This window comes from Pseudomonas sp. GW821-FHT02H09 (genome assembly GCF_059421425.1).
Genome location: NZ_JBWKVA010000006.1, coordinates 171,934 through 192,251, shown reverse-complemented (window position 1 = coordinate 192,251; position 20,318 = coordinate 171,934). Strand labels below are relative to the sequence as shown.

Annotated in this window: 21 protein-coding genes and 1 other RNA gene; 17 read left to right on the top strand and 5 right to left on the bottom strand. The window is 58.0% G+C overall.

Features of this window, described 5'->3' with window-relative positions:
* Positions 1 to 63: 63 nt before the first annotated feature.
* A complete protein-coding gene (locus AC07VR_RS10235; RefSeq protein ID WP_495011172.1) occupies positions 64 to 1,200 on the top strand; it encodes an acyl-CoA dehydrogenase family protein in 1,137 nt (378 codons plus the stop codon).
* A 123-nt stretch (positions 1,201 to 1,323) separates the two neighbouring features.
* Here AC07VR_RS10235 and AC07VR_RS10230 read toward each other — a convergent pair whose 3' ends face one another.
* On the bottom strand, positions 1,324 to 2,364 hold the full coding sequence (locus AC07VR_RS10230) for an NADP(H)-dependent aldo-keto reductase (RefSeq protein WP_494991849.1): 1,041 nt from the start codon (positions 2,362 to 2,364) through the stop codon (positions 1,324 to 1,326).
* Between the two features lie 245 nt (positions 2,365 to 2,609).
* Here AC07VR_RS10230 and rplM point away from each other — a divergent pair, with 245 nt between their 5' ends.
* From rplM to AC07VR_RS10195, 7 genes are all read left to right on the top strand, one after another.
* The gene (gene rplM, locus AC07VR_RS10225; protein ID WP_494991850.1) at positions 2,610 to 3,038 is read left to right on the top strand and encodes a 50S ribosomal protein L13; all 429 of its coding nucleotides are present in this window, start codon (positions 2,610 to 2,612) and stop codon (positions 3,036 to 3,038) included.
* Between the two features lie 14 nt (positions 3,039 to 3,052).
* A complete protein-coding gene (gene rpsI / locus AC07VR_RS10220) occupies positions 3,053 to 3,445 on the top strand; it encodes a 30S ribosomal protein S9 (RefSeq protein WP_002555064.1) in 393 nt (130 codons plus the stop codon).
* Between the two features lie 253 nt (positions 3,446 to 3,698).
* Complete coding sequence (petA, locus tag AC07VR_RS10215) at positions 3,699 to 4,292, top strand: ubiquinol-cytochrome c reductase iron-sulfur subunit (RefSeq protein ID WP_494991851.1); 594 nt, start codon at positions 3,699 to 3,701, stop codon at positions 4,290 to 4,292.
* Positions 4,292 to 5,503: a cytochrome b gene (locus tag AC07VR_RS10210; protein ID WP_494991852.1), complete on the top strand. Its 1,212-nt coding sequence runs from the start codon at positions 4,292 to 4,294 to the stop codon at positions 5,501 to 5,503. The genes petA and AC07VR_RS10210 overlap by 1 nt, the downstream gene beginning before the upstream one ends.
* On the top strand, positions 5,503 to 6,285 hold the full coding sequence (locus AC07VR_RS10205; RefSeq protein ID WP_494991853.1) for a cytochrome c1: 783 nt from the start codon (positions 5,503 to 5,505) through the stop codon (positions 6,283 to 6,285). Before AC07VR_RS10210 ends, AC07VR_RS10205 begins: the two co-directional genes overlap by 1 nt.
* A gap of 151 nt (positions 6,286 to 6,436) precedes the next feature.
* Complete coding sequence (locus AC07VR_RS10200; protein WP_495011171.1) at positions 6,437 to 7,054, top strand: glutathione S-transferase N-terminal domain-containing protein; 618 nt, start codon at positions 6,437 to 6,439, stop codon at positions 7,052 to 7,054.
* Between the two features lie 16 nt (positions 7,055 to 7,070).
* Positions 7,071 to 7,484, top strand: a complete 414-nt coding sequence (locus tag AC07VR_RS10195) for a ClpXP protease specificity-enhancing factor (protein WP_495011170.1) — start codon at positions 7,071 to 7,073, stop codon at positions 7,482 to 7,484.
* Between the two features lie 207 nt (positions 7,485 to 7,691).
* Here the strand turns inward: AC07VR_RS10195 and AC07VR_RS10190 are convergent, their stop codons facing one another.
* The 4 genes from AC07VR_RS10190 to AC07VR_RS10175 form a co-directional block, all read right to left on the bottom strand.
* Entirely contained in the window at positions 7,692 to 8,270 is a 579-nt protein-coding gene (locus AC07VR_RS10190; RefSeq protein WP_494991856.1) for a BON domain-containing protein, read from the bottom strand.
* Positions 8,267 to 8,860: a phosphoheptose isomerase gene (locus tag AC07VR_RS10185; protein ID WP_007928463.1), complete on the bottom strand. Its 594-nt coding sequence runs from the start codon at positions 8,858 to 8,860 to the stop codon at positions 8,267 to 8,269. Before AC07VR_RS10185 ends, AC07VR_RS10190 begins: the two co-directional genes overlap by 4 nt.
* Positions 8,861 to 8,967: 107 nt before the next feature.
* Complete coding sequence (locus tag AC07VR_RS10180; RefSeq protein ID WP_494991857.1) at positions 8,968 to 9,339, bottom strand: YraN family protein; 372 nt, start codon at positions 9,337 to 9,339, stop codon at positions 8,968 to 8,970.
* Positions 9,339 to 11,150, bottom strand: a complete 1,812-nt coding sequence (locus AC07VR_RS10175) for a penicillin-binding protein activator (protein ID WP_495011169.1) — start codon at positions 11,148 to 11,150, stop codon at positions 9,339 to 9,341. The genes AC07VR_RS10180 and AC07VR_RS10175 overlap by 1 nt, the downstream gene beginning before the upstream one ends.
* A 219-nt stretch (positions 11,151 to 11,369) precedes the next feature.
* On the opposite strand from AC07VR_RS10175, the gene rsmI reads away from it, so the two are divergent.
* From rsmI to mraY, 9 genes are all read left to right on the top strand, one after another.
* Entirely contained in the window at positions 11,370 to 12,242 is an 873-nt protein-coding gene (rsmI, locus tag AC07VR_RS10170) for a 16S rRNA (cytidine(1402)-2'-O)-methyltransferase (protein ID WP_494991859.1), read from the top strand.
* 74 nt (positions 12,243 to 12,316) lie between these two features.
* Positions 12,317 to 12,670: RNase P RNA component class A (gene rnpB / locus AC07VR_RS10165), an RNA gene on the top strand.
* A gap of 309 nt (positions 12,671 to 12,979) precedes the next feature.
* Positions 12,980 to 13,435, top strand: a complete 456-nt coding sequence (gene mraZ, locus AC07VR_RS10160; protein ID WP_019693566.1) for a division/cell wall cluster transcriptional repressor MraZ — start codon at positions 12,980 to 12,982, stop codon at positions 13,433 to 13,435.
* Complete coding sequence (gene rsmH / locus AC07VR_RS10155; RefSeq protein ID WP_495011168.1) at positions 13,432 to 14,379, top strand: 16S rRNA (cytosine(1402)-N(4))-methyltransferase RsmH; 948 nt, start codon at positions 13,432 to 13,434, stop codon at positions 14,377 to 14,379. The genes mraZ and rsmH overlap by 4 nt, the downstream gene beginning before the upstream one ends.
* Positions 14,376 to 14,669: a cell division protein FtsL gene (gene ftsL, locus AC07VR_RS10150; protein ID WP_494991861.1), complete on the top strand. Its 294-nt coding sequence runs from the start codon at positions 14,376 to 14,378 to the stop codon at positions 14,667 to 14,669. Before rsmH ends, ftsL begins: the two co-directional genes overlap by 4 nt.
* Complete coding sequence (locus tag AC07VR_RS10145) at positions 14,669 to 16,408, top strand: peptidoglycan D,D-transpeptidase FtsI family protein (RefSeq protein ID WP_495011227.1); 1,740 nt, start codon at positions 14,669 to 14,671, stop codon at positions 16,406 to 16,408. The genes ftsL and AC07VR_RS10145 overlap by 1 nt, the downstream gene beginning before the upstream one ends.
* Positions 16,408 to 17,871 carry a UDP-N-acetylmuramoyl-L-alanyl-D-glutamate--2,6-diaminopimelate ligase gene (locus AC07VR_RS10140; protein WP_494991862.1) on the top strand — a complete coding sequence of 488 codons (1,464 nt, stop codon included), beginning with the start codon at positions 16,408 to 16,410 and terminating at the stop codon, positions 17,869 to 17,871. Before AC07VR_RS10145 ends, AC07VR_RS10140 begins: the two co-directional genes overlap by 1 nt.
* On the top strand, positions 17,864 to 19,231 hold the full coding sequence (locus tag AC07VR_RS10135) for a UDP-N-acetylmuramoyl-tripeptide--D-alanyl-D-alanine ligase (protein ID WP_494991863.1): 1,368 nt from the start codon (positions 17,864 to 17,866) through the stop codon (positions 19,229 to 19,231). Before AC07VR_RS10140 ends, AC07VR_RS10135 begins: the two co-directional genes overlap by 8 nt.
* Positions 19,231 to 20,313: a phospho-N-acetylmuramoyl-pentapeptide-transferase gene (mraY, locus tag AC07VR_RS10130; protein ID WP_494991864.1), complete on the top strand. Its 1,083-nt coding sequence runs from the start codon at positions 19,231 to 19,233 to the stop codon at positions 20,311 to 20,313. The genes AC07VR_RS10135 and mraY overlap by 1 nt, the downstream gene beginning before the upstream one ends.
* The last annotated feature ends 5 nt before the right edge of the window (positions 20,314 to 20,318 follow it).

Sequence of the window (20,318 nt, the reverse complement as noted above, 5' to 3'; positions counted from 1 at the left end):
TGATGGATAGGCGGCATAGGCTCTGTGAGTCAATCCCGGCTAACAATAATTACAGGTGTGTGCATGATCCCCAGAACCTTGTTCAGTTCCGAGCACGAACTCTTTCGCGACAGCGTACGTACCTTTCTCGAAAAAGAGGCTGTTCCGTTCCATGCGCAGTGGGAAAAGCAGGGGTACGTCGATCGCAAACTGTGGAACAAGGCGGGGGAGGCGGGGATGCTCTGCTCGCATCTGCCGGAAGAATATGGTGGGCTAGGAGCTGATTTCCTCTATAGCGCGGTGGTGATCGAAGAGGTTGGTCGTCTCGGGTTGACCGGCATAGGCTTTTCGCTGCATTCGGACATCGTTGCTCCGTACATCCTGCATTACGGCAGTGAAGCCTTGAAGCACAAATACCTGCCAAAACTGGTTTCCGGCGAGATGGTCACGGCCATTGCCATGACCGAGCCAGGCGCCGGTTCCGACCTGCAAGGGGTGAAGACTACCGCGGTGCTGGACGGTGACGAGTACGTGATCAATGGCTCGAAAACGTTCATCACCAATGGGTTTCTTGCCGATCTGGTGATTGTCGTGGCCAAGACCGACCCCAAGGCCGGAGCCAAAGGTACCAGTCTATTCCTGGTGGAGGCGCAGACCCCGGGCTTCGCCAAGGGAAAGCGTCTGGAAAAGGTCGGCATGAAGGCCCAGGATACCTCGGAGCTGTTCTTCCAGGACGTGCGCGTACCCAAGGAGAACCTGTTGGGGCAGGCCGGGATGGGCTTCGCCTATCTGATGCAGGAGTTGCCCCAGGAGCGCCTGACGGTTGCCATAGGCGGTCTGGCGTCGGCCGAGGCGGCGTTGCAGTGGACCCTGGAATACACTCGCGAGCGCAAGGCATTCGGCAAGGCGATCGCTGATTTTCAGAACACCCGCTTCAAGCTGGCTGAGATGGCCACTGAAATACAGATCGGCCGGGTCTTCGTCGACCGCTGCCTAGAGCTGCACCTGCAAGGCAAGCTGGACGTGCCGACGGCGGCGATGGCCAAGTACTGGGGCACTGACCTGCAATGCAAAGTGCTCGACGAATGCGTGCAGTTGCATGGTGGTTACGGCTTCATGTGGGAATACCCTATCGCTCGCGCCTGGGCGGATGCGCGCGTGCAGCGGATCTATGCGGGGACCAACGAGATCATGAAAGAGATTATTGCGCGGTCTTTATAACGATCATTCCCACGCTCCGCGTGGGAATGCATCCCGTGACGCTCTGCGTCACATTCAGAAGTGGACGCGGAGCATCCATGGCGGCATTCCCACGCGGAGCGTGGGAACGATCAGTGCTGAAAATTATGGCGCCGGGTTAGGGTGATCCTTGTGAATCGCCTCAATCCCTGCCAGGACTTCATCCGACAGCTTCAAATCGACACTGGCGATGTTGCTGTCCAGTTGCTCAAGGGTGGTGGCGCCAATGATGTTGCTGGTCACGAACGGCTGCTGGGTCACATACGCCAGGGCCATTTGCGCCGGATCCAGGCCGTGTTCGCGAGCCAGGGCGACATAACGGCTGCAAGCGGCTTCCGACTGTGGATTGAAGTAGCGGCTGAAGCGGCTGTAAAGGCTCAAGCGACCTTTGGCCGGGCGTGCCCCGCCTTCATACTTGCCAGAGAGGAAGCCGAATGCCAGCGGCGAATAAGCCAACAGCCCGCACTGTTCGCGGATGGCGATTTCCGCCAGGCCCACTTCAAAGCTGCGGTTGAGCAGGTTGTACGGGTTCTGGATCGACACCGCTCGCGGCCAGCCGCGGCTTTCGGCCAACGCAAGGAATTTCATTGCGCCCCACGGGGTTTCGTTGGACAGGCCAATATGGCGGATCTTGCCAGCCTTGACCTGCTCGTCCAGCGCTTCAAGGATTTCCTCCAGTGGGGTGAAGTCTTCATTGGCCTTGTGCTTGTAGCCCAGTTGACCGAAGAAGTTGGTGCTGCGCTCGGGCCAGTGCAATTGATAAAGGTCGATCCAGTCGGTCTGCAAGCGCTTGAGGCTGGCATCCAGCGCTTCAACGATGTGCTTGCGGTTGTGCTTGAGCTGGCCGCCGCGAATGTAGTCGATTCCGTTGCCGGGGCCGGCGATCTTGCTGGCGAGCACCCAGTCGGCACGATCGCCGCGAGTCTTGAACCAGTTGCCGATATAACGCTCGGTGCTGGCATAGGTTTCGGCTTTTGGCGGCACCGGGTACATCTCGGCGGTGTCGATGAAATTGATCCCGGCACTCTTGGCCCGTTCGATCTGGGCAAAGGCCTCAGACTCGCTGTTTTGCTCGCCCCAGGTCATGGTCCCGAGACAGATGGCGCTCACATTCAGATCGGTTCGGCCTAGCTTGCGATAATCCATCGGGTGCTCCTTGGGCAAAACAATCATAAAAGCAGGTTGAAAATCTTTTCGCAATCTGCATAATTACGCACCTCTTTCTGCAGTGGAAGTGATGCGCCGCCGCCGAAGAATCTTGCCGTTGAACGGACGCGCCGACCCGAGCCCCCGAAAGCGTCTGTATCCGGCTGCCTTTGACTTGTCAAAGTACGCACTATTCAGTAAGATCCGCCGTCTAATTTACAGGGCGGCCCCTGAGGCTATAAAGAATGAAAACTTTTACTGCTAAACCGGAAACAGTAAAGCGCGACTGGTTTGTCGTCGACGCTGCTGGTCAGACCCTGGGTCGTCTGGCCACCGAAATCGCGAGCCGTCTGCGTGGCAAGCACAAGCCTGAGTACACTCCTCACGTTGACACTGGCGACTACATCGTCGTTATCAACGCCGAGCAGATCCGTGTTACCGGTGCTAAAACCACTGACAAAATGTACTACTCCCACTCCGGTTTCCCGGGCGGCATCAAGTCGATCAACTTTGAAAAACTGATCGCCAAGGCCCCTGAGCGCGTGATCGAGACCGCGGTCAAAGGCATGCTGCCGAAGAACCCGCTGGGTCGCGACATGTACCGTAAGCTGAAAGTCTATGCGGGCGCTGTACACCCTCATACTGCTCAGCAGCCCCAAGAACTGAAGATTTAACGGAATAGTTCATTATGTCGGCGACTCAAAATTACGGCACTGGCCGTCGCAAGACCGCAACCGCACGCGTTTTCCTGCGTCCGGGCACTGGTAACATCTCCATCAACAACCGTTCCCTGGATAATTTCTTCGGTCGCGAAACTGCCCGCATGGTAGTTCGTCAGCCGCTGGAATTGACTGAGACTGTCGAGAAATTCGACATCTACGTCACCGTGATCGGTGGTGGTGTGAGTGGTCAAGCTGGCGCAATCCGCCACGGTATCACTCGCGCTCTGATGCAGTACGACGAAACTCTGCGTGGTGCTCTGCGCAAAGCCGGTTTCGTTACTCGCGATGCACGTGAAGTTGAACGTAAGAAAGTTGGTCTGCGTAAAGCGCGTAAGCGTCCGCAGTACTCGAAGCGTTAATTCGCTTTTGCGTTCAAAAGCGCCCAGTTTCCTCACGGAGCTGGGCGTTTTTTATGGGCGATGTTTTTTAGTGTGACAACTTGCCACATCCGTAGACCCCCTATACTACAAGGCTTGCCGCTGGGTCAGGATGGTAATTACCTTGTCAGAATAGGGGCTTTTCTTTACCATTCTGCAAAATTTTTATAAGTTCAGATTTTTACTTAGTAGATGCCTGATTTAACAGGCCACAAAGCTGATGGGAGAGGACTGAATGAGCAATGACGGCGTGAATGCAGGCCGGCGTCGCTTCCTTGTAGCAGCCACATCCGTTGTGGGTGCTGCAGGAGCGGTGGGGGCTGCGGTCCCGTTCGTGGGGTCGTGGTTTCCCAGTGCCAAGGCGAAAGCCGCAGGTGCACCGGTGAAAGTGAATATCAGCAAGATCGATCCAGGCCAGCAGATGATTGCTGAGTGGCGCGGTCAGCCGGTATTCATCGTCCGCCGTACCGAGGAAATCCTTGGGAATCTTAAAAAGATCGAGGGGCAGCTGGTTGACCCGACCTCCAAGAACTCTACGCAACCGACCTATGTCGACCCGCAAACGCGGTCGATCAAGCCAGAAGTTCTGCTGCTGATCGGTATCTGCACACACTTGGGCTGTTCACCGACCTTCCGTCCGGAAGTGGCGCCAGCGGATCTGGGTAAGGATTGGGTGGGTGGCTATTTCTGCCCTTGCCACGGTTCTCACTACGATCTGGCCGGCCGCGTCTACAAGTCGCAACCTGCGCCGCTGAATCTGCCAGTACCACCGCATTCCTATGAGTCGGACAGTGTCGTTGTCATTGGCGTCGATACGGAGAAGGCGTGATGAGCAAATTCATGGATTGGATTGATGCACGCTTTCCCGCAACCAAAATGTGGGAAGACCACCTCAGCAAGTACTACGCCCCGAAGAACTTCAACTTCTTCTATTTCTTTGGCTCCCTGGCACTGCTGGTTCTGGTTAACCAGATCGTTACCGGTGTCTGGCTGACCATGAGCTACAACCCATCGGCAGAAGAAGCATTTGCTTCCGTCGAATACATCATGCGCGACGTCGAGTATGGCTCGATCCTGCGTCTGCTGCACTCCACCGGCGCTTCGGCGTTCTTTATCGTGGTCTATCTGCACATGTTCCGTGGCTTGCTCTACGGTTCGTATCAGAAGCCGCGTGAGCTGGTGTGGGTATTTGGCATGCTGATCTACCTGGCACTGATGGCTGAAGCCTTCATGGGCTACCTGCTGCCTTGGGGCCAGATGTCGTACTGGGGTGCTCAGGTGATCATCTCGCTGTTCGGTGCGATTCCGGTCATCGGCAACGACCTGACCCAGTGGATTCGTGGCGACTACCTGATTTCGGGTATTACCCTGAACCGCTTCTTCGCCCTGCACGTTGTCGCCTTGCCGATCGTGATTCTCGGTCTGGTGGTGCTGCACGTTCTGGCACTGCACGAAGTCGGTTCGAACAACCCTGACGGCGTGGACATCAAGAAGCACAAAGACGAAAACGGCGTACCGCTGGATGGCATTGCTTTCCACCCGTACTACACCGTGAAAGATATCGTCGGCGTGGTGGTGTTCCTGTTCATCTTCTGCTCGATCGTGTTCTTCTTCCCGGAAATGGGCGGCTACTTCCTCGAGAAGCCGAACTTCGAAGTGGCTAACGCCTTCAAGACCCCGGAACACATTGCGCCGGTTTGGTACTTCACGCCGTTCTACGCGATCCTGCGTGCGATTCCCGACAAGCTCCTGGGCGTTGTCGCCATGGGTGCTTCGATTGCCTTGCTGTTCGTCCTGCCCTGGCTCGATCGTAGTCCGGTCAAGTCCATGCGCTACAAGGGCTGGCTGAGCAGGATCTGGTTGTGGGTCTTCTGTATCGCCTTCGTGATTCTTGGCTGGCTGGGTGTCATGGCGCCAACTCCGGAACGTACGTTGCTGTCGCAGGTATGTACCTTCCTGTACTTCGCCTACTTCATTCTGATGCCGTTCTACACCAGGCTCGAGAAGACCAAACCGGTTCCGGAAAGGGTGACTGGCTGATGAAAAAGCTATTTGCTGTACTGATTCTTGCTGCTATGCCTGTATTGTCCTTCGCGGCCGAACATGGTGGTCCTGAGCTGGAAAAGGTCGATATCGACGTCTCCGACAAGGCTGCAATGCAGGATGGCGCGCGTACGTTCGCCAACTACTGCATGGGGTGCCACAGTGCCAAGTTCCAGCGCTATGAGCGCGTCGCCGACGATCTGGGTATTCCTCATGATCTGATGCTCAAGAACCTGGTGCTCACTGGCGCCAAGATCGGTGACCACATGAGCACTGGCATGCAGCCTGCTGACGCAAAAGCCTGGTTCGGTGCGGCTCCGCCCGACCTGACCCTGGTGGCTCGCGTTCGAGGTACTGACTGGCTCTACGGCTACCTGCGTTCTTTCTACGAAGATCCGGCACGCCCTTGGGGTGTGAACAACAAGGTATTCCCGAATGTCGGTATGCCTAACGTTCTGGCGGGGCTGCAAGGCCGTCAGGTCGTAGGCTGCAAACAAGTTCAAATCGTCGAAAACGGCAAGAAGCAATTCGATCCGCTGACTGGTACGCCTTTGACTCATGAAGCGTGCGATCAGCTGACGGTATTGCCGAAAACCGGCACACTGAACCAAGAGCAGTTCGACGAGAAGGTCAAGAATCTGGTGACCTTCCTGGCCTATTCGGCCAACCCGGTGAAGCTGCAGCATCAGCGCATCGGTACGTACGTGTTACTCTACCTGGCCTTCTTCTTCGTATTTGCTTATCTGCTCAAGCGCGAATACTGGAAGGACGTTCATTGATAGAGCTGTAAGTAATTGCTGTTAATCGTGCGCGCCCAGGGGCGTCTCTAAACGTGTAACGTGTCTGGATCATCCAGGCGTTACGGGAGGCGCCCTTTGGGCGCGCTCGTTTTTCTGCTCCCGATTATTTCAACAAGCGAGGAGGACCGCCATGGGCGTGACCAATCGGTTGGCCTGTTACTCCGACCCCGCCGACCACTATTCCCACCGAGTACGCATCGTGCTCGCAGAGAAGGGTGTCAGCGCCGAGATCATTTCTGTAGAGACGGGACGTCATCCGCCAAAGCTGATCGAGGTGAACCCTTACGGCAGCTTGCCCACCCTGGTCGATCGCGATCTGGCGTTGTGGGAGTCAACCGTGGTGATGGAATATCTGGATGAGCGTTACCCTCATCCGCCATTGCTGCCGGTTTATCCGGTGGCACGTGCCAATAGCCGTTTGCTGATTCATCGCATTCAGCGCGATTGGTGTGGGCTGGTGGATCTGATTCTGGATCCGCGCAGTAAAGAAGCCGCTCGCGTACAGGCTCGTAAAGAGTTGCGCGAAAGCCTCACCGGTGTTTCGCCACTGTTCGCCGACAAGCCGTTTTTCCTCAGTGAGGAACAAAGTCTGGTCGATTGCTGCCTATTGCCAATACTCTGGCGTTTACCGATTCTAGGTATTGAATTGCCGCGGCCAGCCAAGCCGCTGCTTGACTATATGGAGCGTCAGTTTGCGCGTGAGGCTTTCCAGGCGAGTCTGTCTGGTGTCGAACGCGATATGCGCTAAGGCTTAAGGAGCCGCTATGAACTCCAGTCGACCTTATTTGGTCCGCGCGCTCTATGAGTGGATTGTGGACAACGATTGCACCCCGCACATACTGGTCAATTCCGAGTACCCGTCAGTGCAGGTGCCTCAGGGCTTTGCCAGTGACGGACAGATTGTCCTGAACGTATCGCCCAGTGCTGTGAGGCATTTGCACATGGATAACGATGCGGTCAGCTTCGAAGGGCGTTTCGGCGGTGTGCCGCACACGCTTTACGTGCCTATAGCCGCCATCCTGGGCATTTATGCTCGCGAGAACGGCCAAGGCATGGTCTTCGATCTGGAATCGTCTATAGAGGACGATGACGAGGTTGAGCCGGATGATGACGGTTCGCCACCTGACAGCGAGCCACCGCGTCCAAGCGGTCGGCCAAGCCTGAAAGTGGTCAAGTAATAAAAAAGGCGATCCGCAAGGATCGCCTTTTTTATTACTGTAGGAGCACGGCTTGCCGGCGATGGCGATCTTCAGGACGCTATCGCCGGCAAGCCGTGCTCCTACAGGGCGATGGCGATCTTCAGGGCGCTATCGCCGGCAAGCCGTGCTCCTACAGGGTGATGGCGATCTCAAGGACGTCATCGCCAGCAAGTCGGTGCGCAGATATCAGTCGATGTACTCGAACAACTTCACGATCTTCTGCACGCCGGAAACGCCCTGCACCAGGTTGGTGGCCTGGGCGGCTTCCTGTTTGGTTACCAGTCCCAGCAGATAGACGATGCCATTCTCGGTCACGACTTTGATGCGCGAGCCAGGAATGCTGGCGTCGGTAAGCATCTGGGTCTTGATCTTGGTCGTCAGCCAGGTGTCGTTCTGGCGCGCCAGGAGCGAGGAGGGCTGCAGAATTTGTAGCTCGTTGTGCACTGTCTTCACACGCTGGACAGAGCTGGCGGCTTGTTCGGCCTGGGCCTTGAGGTCGGCGCGCGGAGTCTGTCCGGCCAGCAGGACGACGCCGTTGAAGCTGGTGACGACGATGTGCGAGTTGTTGTCCAGGTCCGGATTGGCCTTGGCGACGTTCACGCCGACCTTGGTTTCGATCAAGGAATCGTCGATCTTGCTGCCGATGGTGCGGGTGCCGCGATCATCTTCAATGGGTTTTTCGCGGCTGGCGCTAACCATCGTGGTGCAGCCGCTGATGCTCAGGCATAGAGTCAAGGCCAGTAGGCCGAGGCGATTAGGGGTCATTCTTCACTCCCGAACAGTTGGCTGTCGATCAAGTCGCAAAGGCAGTGGATCGCCAGCAGGTGGACTTCCTGAATACGTGCAGTGACATTGGCCGGTACGCGGATTTCGACGTCTTCAGGCAAGAGCAGCGAGGCCATGCCGCCGCCATCGCGTCCCGTCAATGCTACGACAATCATTTCGCGATCGTGTGCGGCCTGGATCGCTTGAATAATGTTCGCCGAGTTGCCGCTGGTAGAAATCGCCAGCAAAACATCGCCAGGTTGGCCGAGGGCGCGGATCTGTTTTGAGAATACTTCGTTGTAGCTATAGTCGTTGGCGATCGAGGTGATCGTCGAGCTGTCGGTGGTCAGTGCGATGGCTGGCAAGCTTGGGCGCTCGCGCTCGAAGCGGTTGAGCAGTTCGGAGGAGAAATGCTGTGCGTCGCCCGCAGAGCCGCCGTTTCCGCACGAGAGCATTTTGCCTTCGTTGAGCAGGGCGTTGACCATCACCTGGCTGGCTTGCTCGATGTGCGGTGCAAGTACGTCCATCGCCTGTTGCTTGGTATCGATACTGGCCTGAAAAAGCTGGCGAATACGGGATTGCATGTCCATCTGTGTGACCTTAAGTAGCGCGGCTTTCCGGCACATGAATGTGCAGCCCGCAAAGCAAAGAGCAAAATTGTTCAGTGAAAGTGTTCGGCTCGGCTTGAGCGCTTCGATCAGCTGTCAAAGGCATTCCGTAGCCAGTTCAAATGAGGTGCTGCGCCGGTGGTGCTGTCTATTGCGACCACATCGAAACGGCAGGGGTGATTGGCCCAGCGCGACTCGCGCAGCAAAAAATACTGCGCGGCGAGTATCAACTTCTGGCGCTTGCGTGCATCGATGCTGCCGAGTGCGCCACCCCATTGCGTGTGTTGTCTATAACGGACTTCAACGAATACTACTGTATCGCCGTCAAGCATGACCAGATCAAGCTCGCCGCGTTTGCACAACCAGTTCTGCGCCAGCAGGCGCAGACCTTGTTGCTGGAGATGCTTGAGCGCCTGGCTTTCCGCATCTTTTCCGCTTTGTTGGCGTGACCTGTCAGGCATCAGTGTGGGGTATCCGGCAGGCGTTGAACCTGGCCGCTGACGAACTGGGCCCAGGGCAGCTGGCGCTGGACGCGTTGTGTCCGGCTCATGCTCAGGCTCCCTGACAGCCCTTCAATGCGGCTGTCTGGCAGTGACTTGAGCTGACCCAGGCGCGGCGCAAGGCGATAGGCATCGACGCCCATTGCGTACAGGCGACCCAGGCTGCCGCCGGCTTGTGGCCATTGTGCAGTCACTTGCTTGCGCAGTGGATCGTTGGCATCCAGCAGCCATGGTGTTTCGCAGAAGCGCACACCATTCATGTCGTTGTACTGGTTTTGATCGCCGCTGGCGCTGAATACGTGCGAGGTGGCGTAAACCGGCACGTCACCTGCGTACTGGAAGTTCAGGGTCGGCTTGATCTGTTGGGCTTGCTGTGGGGTAGTGGCGAGGAAAATGAAATCGATGTCCTGGCGGCGCGAAGGTTGTGCGGTCACCTGCGAACCTACAGTGTTTTGCAGGCTCTTGGCGCGACCTTCACTCTGACGCAGCTGGAACAGGTCGGCAATCTGCTGGGCCAGAGCAACCGGCTGGTCGACGTGTTCGACGCCGATCACGGTACCGCCGTTGGCTTCCCAATCCTGGCGGAAGGCTTTGAGTACGCGATCACCCCATTCACCTTTCGGCACCATGGCGGCAGCGCGATGCAGGCCATCGGCGCGGGCGCGGCGAGACACTTCGCGGGCTTCATCTTCGGCGGCAAGGCCGAACTGGAACAGCTGTGCCGGTCCTTGTTCGCTTTCGCTGTAGTTCAGAGCCAGAGTGGTGATCGGCAGTTGCGCACGAGCGCTGAGTTGTTTGACCAGCGGTTTTTCCAGCGGGCCGATCACCAGTTGCACGCCGTCGGCCTGCGCCTTGCGATAGAAATCGTCCAGCGAGGTCAGGCGCGAACTGTCATAAAACTCGATGCTTGGCGGTTTCTGCCCGGCTTGTTGAGCCTGGTAGTGAGCAGCCACGAAGCCTTCGCGCAGCGCTTTGCCGACCGAGGCCAGCGGGCCGTCCTGTGGCAACAGCAGGGCGATTTTGCTCAGTGGTTGGCTGACCAGTTCCTTGAGCTTGGTCAATGGCAGTGGCAGTTGAATGGCGGCAGGGTGATTAGGGTGCTGCGCGCGCCATTTATCGATGGCGGCTTGTTGTTGTTCCAGAGTGCCGGCGTTTTTCACTGCCAGGGCCAGGCTCATCCAGCCACCGAGATCGTCATTGCTGATGGGTTGCAATTGTTCGGCAGGCAGGGCGGCGATCAGGGCCCAGATCGTTTCGTGGTTTTTACTGGCGGCATCGCCGCTGAGCAACGGGGCGATGAGGGTGCGTTCCCGCGCGGCGGCCAGGGTCTGGCCATCAGCCTCAAGCGCGAGAACGTGTACGCTGTCGGTGCGGATCTGTTGCTCGACCGGCAACTCGCCCAGACGCTGCAGACTTGGGTGGCCCAAAGCTGTCAGCGCCGCCTTGGGCTGGTTGCGGGTCATGGCCAGTTCGGCCGCCAGGGTGCTGGCGAAAACCTGTTGACCAGGCTTGAGTTGTTCCAGCGGGACTTGCGCAAGAATCTGCGCAGCCTGACCGGCCTTGTTTTGGTGATAGGCCAGGTCCGCCGCGCTCAAGCGCAGCAAGGCGGCTTTCTCGGGCGTTTTGTTGGCGGCGGCCTGTTCGAGCAACTGCTCGATACTGGCTTCCGGAGTTCGTGGAAGTTCGCCAAGGCTGGACGAGGGCGAGCTGGCGCAAGCCGCCAGCAGGGCAGCGAGGCAGAGGGCAGAGAACAGCCGCAGGCAAGCGATCATGTAAGTGTTCCTGATACTCGATCAAATTAGCGTGGAATTGTACCCAAGCACTGGCCGGGGCGCGATGTTACTGGCGTTAAACCGTTAAATTAGGTCGTGTAAATGTTGCAGGACTTCGGGAAAGACTGAAAAACGCAGGTCTACAAGGTGTCTGTGGAGCGCATTGCGAAGGCCTCAACAGGCTACAATGGCGCTTTTACCGATCAAGAGGTGTGCGCTTTGACTGCTCCAGGTGCTTTGAATTCCGCTGCTGGCTCGCTTTATGTGGTGGCGACGCCCATCGGCAACCTGGACGACATCAGTGCGCGGGCGCTGAAAATATTGCGCGAGGTGGCATTGATTGCCGCAGAAGACACGCGTCATTCCTTGCGGCTGATGCAGCACTTCGGTATTTCGACACCGCTGGCGGCGTGTCATGAGCACAATGAACGCGACGAAGGCAGTCGTTTCATTACTCGATTACTGGCCGGCGACAACGTGGCGCTGATTTCCGACGCGGGTACGCCGCTGATTTCCGATCCCGGCTACCATCTGGTTCGTCAAGCCCGGGCTGCCGGTATCAATGTGGTGCCTGTGCCGGGCGCCTGCGCGCTGATCGCCGCCTTGTCTGCGGCAGGTTTACCCTCTGATCGTTTTATCTTTGAGGGTTTTCTACCGGCCAAGGCTGTGGGGCGTCGCGCTCGCCTGGAGCTCTTGAAGGAAGAGCCGCGCACACTGATTTTCTACGAAGCCCCGCACCGGATTCTTGAGTGCCTGCAGGATATGGAGCTGGTATTTGGCGCTGGACGTCTGGCGTTGCTGGCTCGGGAGTTGACCAAAACCTTCGAGACACTCAAGGGTTTGCCGCTGGCGGACTTGCGGGCTTTTGTCGAAGGCGACAGCAATCAGCAGCGCGGTGAGTGCGTTGTGCTGGTGGAGGGGTGGTCCACGCCGGTAAGCGACGAGGCGGTCAGTGGCGAGGCGATGCGCATTCTCGATTTGTTGCTAAAAGAGATGCCGCTCAAACGAGCTGCGGCATTGGCGGCGGAAATTACCGGCGAGCGCAAAAATGTCTTGTATCAGGTTGCCCTGGACAAGCAGAAAGGCGAGTAGGTCGCAGGTCGCGGAGTGGCAAAAGGCTTTTAGCGCTTGTTCTTGAGCGGTTCTGCCGTTAATCTTTGCGACGGAGAGTCGATTGGACAGTCGCTGCCCTCTATGAAAATTAGGGGGGGGAGGAAAGTCCGGGCTCCATAGGGCGGAGTGCCAGGTAATGCCTGGGAGGCGTGAGCCTACGGAAAGTGCCACAGAAAATAACCGCCTAAGCACTTCGGTGCCGGTAAGGGTGAAAAGGTGCGGTAAGAGCGCACCGCACGACTGGCAACAGTTCGTGGCTAGGTAAACCCCACTCGGAGCAAGACCAAATAGGGTTCCAAGGCGTGGCCCGCGCTGGAACCGGGTAGGTTGCTAAAGATGTCCAGTGATGGCCATCGTAGACGAATGACTGTCCTCGACAGAACCCGGCTTACAGATCGACTCTCCACCTTTTTCCCTCCCTGCTTGAATCCATAGCAGAAGCGCTTTTGTAATACCAAAAAAATCTTACTCTTAACAAATCACTTTAACTTCTGATCGTAGCTTTATGAGCAGGCTGAAGTTAATGAGTTAAAACATCCGCCAAATTCTTTCTACCCCTCCCTTTAGTCTCCTAAATCTCCGATCTGTAAGGCTTTTCCGTCACTCCGCGCCTTGACGGTGTGGTGGGCGCATTCCTATAGTGTGCGCAAGTGGCGGAAAGTGGCATGAAGTGGGTTTTTTGAGCGCAAAACGCTAATATTTGGAGAAACGCTGACGTGTTTCGCGGAGCCAACGCTATCAGTCTCGATGCAAAAGGCCGTCTCGCCATGCCGAGCCGGTATCGTGACGAGCTCGTTTCGCGAAGTTCCGGGCAATTAATCGTCACCATCGATGCCGTTGATCCTTGTTTATGCGTTTATCCCCTCGATGAGTGGGAGCTGATTGAAACCAAACTGCGCGCACTGCCTTCGCTGCGCGAAGAAAACCGTCGCTTGCAACGTTTGCTGATCGGTAATGCCGTCGACCTCGAGCTCGATGGCAGTGGTCGTTTTCTGGTCCCGCCACGTTTGCGCGAATACGCCAAGTTGGATAAGCGCGCAATGCTGGTTGGCCAACTGAACAAGTTCCAATTGTGGGACGAGGATGCCTGGGACGCCGTTTCTGCTGCGGACCTGGCTGCCATTCAACAACCGGGCGCCATGCCTGATGAACTGCGTGATTTGATCCTGTGACTATTGATAGCGGCTTTAACCACATCACCGTACTGCTTGACGAAGCCGTCGAGGCTCTCGCCGTACGTCCTGATGGCTGCTATCTGGACGGTACGTTCGGGCGCGGCGGGCATAGTCGCCTGATACTCAGCCAGCTCGGCCCCGATGGTCGAGTGCTGGGATTCGACAAAGATCCTCAAGCGATTGCCACAGGGCAAGCGCTGGCGGCCGAAGACGGCCGCTTTGTCATTGTGCAGCGCAGCTTTGCCGAGATGGGTTCGGAAATTGCCGATCGCGGTCTGGCCGGCAAGATCAACGGCGTTCTGCTCGACCTGGGCGTTTCCTCGCCACAACTCGATGATCCAGAGCGTGGCTTCAGCTTCATGAACGATGGCCCGCTGGACATGCGCATGGACCCGAGTCGCGGTGTCAGCGCAGCCGAGTTTATCGCCACGGCTGCGGCGGAAGAAATCGCCCGGGTGTTCAAGGAATATGGTGAAGAACGTTTCTCCGGGCGCATGGCCCGCGCGGTCGTCGAGCGTCGTGTAATCAAGCCGTTCGAGCGTACCGGCGATCTGGCCGAAGTCCTGAAAGTCGCCAATCCGGCCTGGGAAAAGGGCAAGCACCCGGCTACCCGGGCGTTCCAGGGTTTGCGCATTCACGTCAATAACGAGTTGGGCGATCTGGAAACCGGCCTTGACGCCGCGCTGGAAGCCCTTGAAGTGGGCGGCCGTCTGGTCGTTATCAGCTTCCACTCGCTGGAAGACCGCATCGTCAAACTGTTCATGCGTCGTCTGGTCAAGGGCGAAGCCGATAACCTGCCGCGTAACCTGCCGGTGCGTTTCGAAACCTTCGTGCCAAAAATCAAAATCCATGGCAAGGCGCAGTTCGCTTCCGAGGCCGAGCTCAAGGCCAACCCACGCGCTCGTAGCGCTGTCATGCGCGTCGCGGAGAAGCTTCGGTGAGCAAGCTCTTCGCCAAACCGCTTCCAGGCGGAAGCTTTTTCATGCTGCTGCTGTTTATAGGCGTGTTGGTGTCCGCGATTGCGGTGTCTTACAGCGCCCACTGGAACCGTCAACTGCTCAACGCCCTCTATAACGAGTTGAGCGTGCGCGACAAGGCGCAAGCCGAGTGGGGCCGGTTGATTCTTGAACAGAGCACCTGGACCGCCCACAGCCGGATCGAAGTGCTAGCCTCCGAACAGCTGAAGATGCGAATTCCTGGCGCGGCTGAAGTCCGTATGGTGGCGCCATGATGAAACTCGAAGGCGCCCTTTATCCATGGCGCTTCCGCGTGGTGCTGGGTTTGCTGGCAGTGATGGTGTCGGCGATTGCCTGGCGCATCATTGACCTGCAAGTCGTTGACCGTGACTTCCTCAAGGGGCAGGGGGATGCGCGCAGCGTTCGTCATATTCCGATTCCAGCCCACCGCGGTCTGATTACCGACCGTAACGGTGAACCTCTGGCTGTCAGTACGCCGGTGACCACCCTGTGGGCCAACGCCAAGGAAATGCAACTGGCCAAGGACAAGTGGCCAGAATTGGCGGTTGCGATGGGGCAGGATCCCAAAGCGCTGAGCGAACGCCTCGAGGCGCAGGCCAATAAAGAATTTATCTATCTGGTGCGTGGATTGACCCCCGAGCAGGGTCAGGCCGTGCTTGATTTGAAAGTGCCTGGTGTTTATGGCATCGAAGAGTTCCGGCGTTTCTACCCGGCCGGTGAGGTCACCGCGCACATGGTCGGCTTTACCGACATTGATGACCACGGCCGCGAAGGTGTCGAGCTGGCTTATGATGAGTGGCTGGCCGGTGTGGCGGGCAAGCGCCAGGTCATCAAGGACCGGCGCGGCAGACTGATTCAGGATGTCCAGGTCACCAAAAACGCCAAGGCTGGTAAGCCCTTGGCGTTGTCGATTGACCTGCGCCTGCAATATCTGGCCAACCGCGAACTGCGTAATGCCATTGTGGAAAACGGAGCCAAGGCCGGAAGCCTGGTGATCATGGATGTGAAGTCCGGCGAGATCCTGGCCATGGTCAACCAGCCCACTTACAACCCGAACAATCGTCGCAACCTGCAACCGATCATGATGCGTAACCGCGCCATGATCGATGTGTTCGAACCGGGATCGACCATGAAGCCGATCTCCATGAGTGCAGCCCTGGAAACCGGGCGCTGGAAACCCAGCGATACGGTCGAGGTCTACCCAGGTACGTTGCAGCTTGGCAAGTACACCATTCGCGACGTTTCCAAGACTGAAGGGCCGGTACTCGATCTGACCGGCATTCTGATCAACTCCAGTAACGTGGGCATGAGCAAGGTTGCCTTCGATATTGGCGGTGAAGCGATTTTCCGCCTGATGCAGAAGGTCGGCCTCGGTCAGGACACCGGTCTGGGGTTTCCGGGAGAGCGCGTCGGCAACCTGCCGAACTATCGGGATTGGAAAAAGGCCGAGACGGCCACGTTGTCCTACGGCTACGGCTTGTCGGTGACTGCGATCCAGCTGGTTCACGCTTTCTCGGCGTTGGCCAACAACGGCCGGATTGCACCGCTGACCCTGATCAAGACTGACAAGGCTCCAGAAACAACCCAGGTGATCCCGGAGAAAGTCGCCAAAACCATGCAAGGCATGTTGCAGCAAGTGATTGAAGCGCCGCGTGGCGTGTTCCGCGCACAAGTGCCGGCTTATCACGTGGCCGGCAAGAGTGGTACCGCACGTAAGACTTCGGTTGGCACCAAGGGCTATGCCGAGAATTCATACCGTTCGCTGTTCGCCGGCTTCGGTCCGATGAGCGACCCGCGTTACGCGATCGTGGTGGTCATCGATGAGCCAAGCAAGGCCGGTTACTTCGGTGGTCTGGTTTCTGCGCCGGTGTTCAGCAAAGTGATGTCCGGGACCCTGCGCTTGATGAATATTTCACCGGATAACCTGCCGCCTGTGCAACAAGCGAATGCAGCACCAGCTAATGCAGCACCAGCTAAAGGAGGGCGCGGTTAATGTCTCTTAGCCTGAACAAGATTTTTGCCCACGCCGGTCGTGATCTGTTGATTCGCGAGCTGACGCTCGATAGCCGCAATGTTCGCGCAGGCGACCTGTTTCTCGCGGTCCCTGGCGGTAAAGTGGATGGTCGTGCACACATTGTCGACGCCTTGCAGCGCGGTGCGGCGGCCGTGGCCTATGAAGTCGACGGCGCTACTGTTCTGCCTATTACCGATGTGCCGCTGATTCCGGTCAAAGGCCTGGCGGCGCAGCTGTCGGATATCGCCGGGCGTTTCTATGGTGACCCGAGCCGCAACCTGAATCTGGTCGGTGTGACCGGTACCAACGGTAAAACCAGCGTGACCCAATTGGTTGCGCAGGCACTGGACTTGCTCGGCCAGCATTGCGGCATCGTCGGCACATTGGGTACGGGTTTTTACGGCGCGCTACAAAGTGGCCTGCACACCACGCCCAATCCGATTGCCGTGCAGGCGACCCTGGCGGACCTGAAAAAGGCGGGTGCGAAAGCCGTGGCGATGGAAGTCTCCTCCCATGGTCTGGATCAAGGCCGCGTCACCGCTCTGGCGTTCGATGTGGCAGTGATGACCAACCTGTCCCGGGATCACCTGGATTATCACGGGACCATGGATGCCTACGCCGACGCCAAGGCCAAGCTGTTCGGCTGGGCTGATCTGAGCTGCCGGGTGATCAATCTCGACGACGATTTTGGTCGGCAACTGGCGGCCGAAAAACATGAGTCACGCCTGATCAGCTACAGCCTGGAAAATTCCAGCGCTTACCTGTATTGCCGTGAAGCGCAGTTCGACGACGAAGGCGTGCGCGCCACATTGGTCACACCTCAGGGCGAACACCATTTGCGCAGCACCTTGCTCGGTCGTTTCAACCTGAGCAACGTGTTGGCGGCTGTCGGCGCCTTGCTCGGTCTGGACTACGCGCTGGACGAGATCCTGCAAGTGCTGCCGAAACTCGAAGGCCCGGCCGGTCGCATGCAGCGCCTGGGTGGCGGCACTCAGCCGCTGGTAGTGGTCGATTACGCCCACACCCCGGACGCGCTGGAAAAAGTTCTGACGGCCCTGCGTCCTCATGCCAAGGGCAAGTTGCTGTGCCTGTTCGGTTGCGGTGGTGATCGCGATCGCGGCAAGCGCCCGTTGATGGCGCAAATAGTCGAGCGTCTGGCGGACGGTGTATTGGTCACCGACGACAATCCGCGCACCGAAGCTCCCTCGAGAATTTTCGACGATATCCGCGTCGGTTTCAGCGCTGTGGATAAAGTCACATTCGTGGCCGGTCGCGGCCAGGCCATTGCCCAACTGATTGCCAGTGCCTCGGCTGACGATGTGATCGTCCTGGCCGGTAAAGGTCATGAGGACTATCAGGAAATCAACGGCGTGCGCCATGACTTCTCTGATCTGGTGGAGGCCGACCGCGCCTTGACCGCATGGGAGGTGGCCCATGCTTAAAGCCTTGAAGTTGAGCGAAGTGGCCGGCCCGTTGGCCGGCCGTGTGCTGACTGCCGATTGCAATTTCGATGGCGTCAGTATCGACAGTCGGGCGATCAAGCCGGGCCAGTTGTTTGTCGCCCTGACCGGGCCGCGTTTCGATGGTCATGACTACCTGAACGACGTTGCCAGCAAAGGCGCGGTCGCAGCTCTGGTCGAGCGTGAAGTGGCGAACAGCACATTGCCGCAACTGCTGGTCAAGGATACTCGTCAGGCCTTGGGCGAACTCGGCGCGCTGAACCGCGCTGCGTATTCGAACCCGGTCGCGGCAATCACCGGCTCCAGTGGCAAAACCACGGTCAAGGAAATGCTCGCAAGCATCCTGCGCACGCGCGGGCCGGTACTGGCGACCCGTGGCAACCTGAACAATGATCTCGGCGTTCCGCTGACCTTGCTCGAGCTGGCCGCGGAACACACTGCGGCAGTCATCGAACTCGGTGCTTCGCGTATCGGCGAGATTGCCTACACCGTCGGCATGACCAAACCGCATGTGGCCGTGATCAACAACGCCGGGACTGCCCACGTCGGCGAATTCGGCGGGCCGGAAAAAATCATTGAAGCCAAGGGCGAGATTCTGGAAGGGCTGGACGCCGATGGCCTCGCCGTTCTGAACCTCGACGACAAGGCTTTTGATATCTGGAAGAAGCGTGCCGCCGGTCGCCAGGTGCTGACCTTTGCCTTGAACGACAGCCGTGCCGATTTCCATGCCAGCGATCTGGATCGTGACGCACGCGGTTGCCCGTCCTTCAAGCTGCACAGCCCGCAAGGTGTCGAGCACGTTCAGCTGAACCTGCTTGGCAACCACAACGTTGCCAATGCCCTGGCGGCGGCAGCGGCTGCCCATGCCTTGGGTGTGTCGCTGATCGGCATCGCCACGGGGTTGAATGCGGTGCAACCGGTCAAGGGCCGTGCCGTCGCGCAACTGGCGACCAACGGCATGCGCGTGATTGATGATTCTTACAACGCGAACCCCACCTCTATGTGCGCTGCCGTTGATATACTTGCCGGCTTTTCCGGACGCACCGTTCTGGTGCTCGGAGATATTGGCGAGTTGGGCGCGTGGGCGGAGCAGGGGCATCGTGACGTTGGCGCTTATGCCGCCGGCAAGGTTTCTGCGCTCTACGCCGTTGGGCCGATGATGGTTCACGCCGTGGCAGCTTTTGGCCAACAGGCTTATCACTTCGCCACTCAGGCCGAGCTGATCGAAGCGCTGGGTGCCGAACACGATACAAACACCACAATTTTGATCAAGGGATCGCGCAGCGCGGTGATGGAAAACGTCGTCGCGGCTTTGTGTGGTTCCAGCGGGGAGAAACATTAATGCTGCTGCTGCTGGCTGAGTATCTGCAACAGTTCTACAAAGGCTTCGCGGTCTTCCAGTACCTGACCCTGCGCGGGATCCTCGGTGTGCTGACCGCGTTGTCGTTGTCGCTGTGGCTGGGGCCATGGATGATCCGCACCTTGCAGAATCGCCAGATCGGTCAGTCGGTGCGTAACGACGGGCCGCAATCGCACCTGTCCAAATCGGGCACGCCGACCATGGGCGGTGCGTTGATCCTTTCCGCAATCGCTGTCAGCACACTGCTCTGGGCTGACCTGGATAACCGTTACGTCTGGGTCGTGCTGCTGGTGACACTGCTGTTCGGCGCGATTGGCTGGGTCGATGACTACCGCAAGGTGATCGAGAAGAACTCTCGTGGTCTGCCAAGTCGCTGGAAGTATTTCTGGCAATCGGTGTTTGGCCTGGGTGCAGCAGTCTTCCTGTATATGACTGCGCCAAGCGCGGTTGAAACCACGCTGATCCTGCCAATGCTCAAAGATGTAAGCATTCCGCTGGGCGTCGGCTTCGTGGTGCTGACCTATTTCGTCATCGTCGGCTCGAGTAATGCGGTCAACCTGACCGATGGTCTCGATGGCCTGGCGATCATGCCGACCGTCATGGTCGGCGGCGCGCTGGGGATCTTCTGCTACCTCTCGGGTAACGTGAAGTTCGCCGAATACCTGCTGATCCCTTATGTACCGGGCGCGGGTGAGCTGATTGTGTTCTGCGGCGCGTTGATCGGTGCCGGCCTTGGGTTCCTCTGGTTCAACACCTACCCGGCACAAGTCTTCATGGGCGACGTCGGTGCGCTGGCGCTGGGTGCGGCGCTGGGCACCATTGCAGTCATCGTCCGTCAGGAAATCGTCCTGTTCATCATGGGCGGCGTGTTCGTGATGGAGACCCTGTCTGTCGTCATTCAGGTTGCTTCCTTCAAGCTGACCGGTCGTCGTGTGTTTCGCATGGCGCCGATTCACCACCACTTTGAACTCAAGGGCTGGCCCGAGCCGCGCGTGATCGTCCGCTTCTGGATCATCACCGTGATTCTGGTCCTGGTCGGCCTTGCCACCCTGAAGCTGAGGTAGAACGA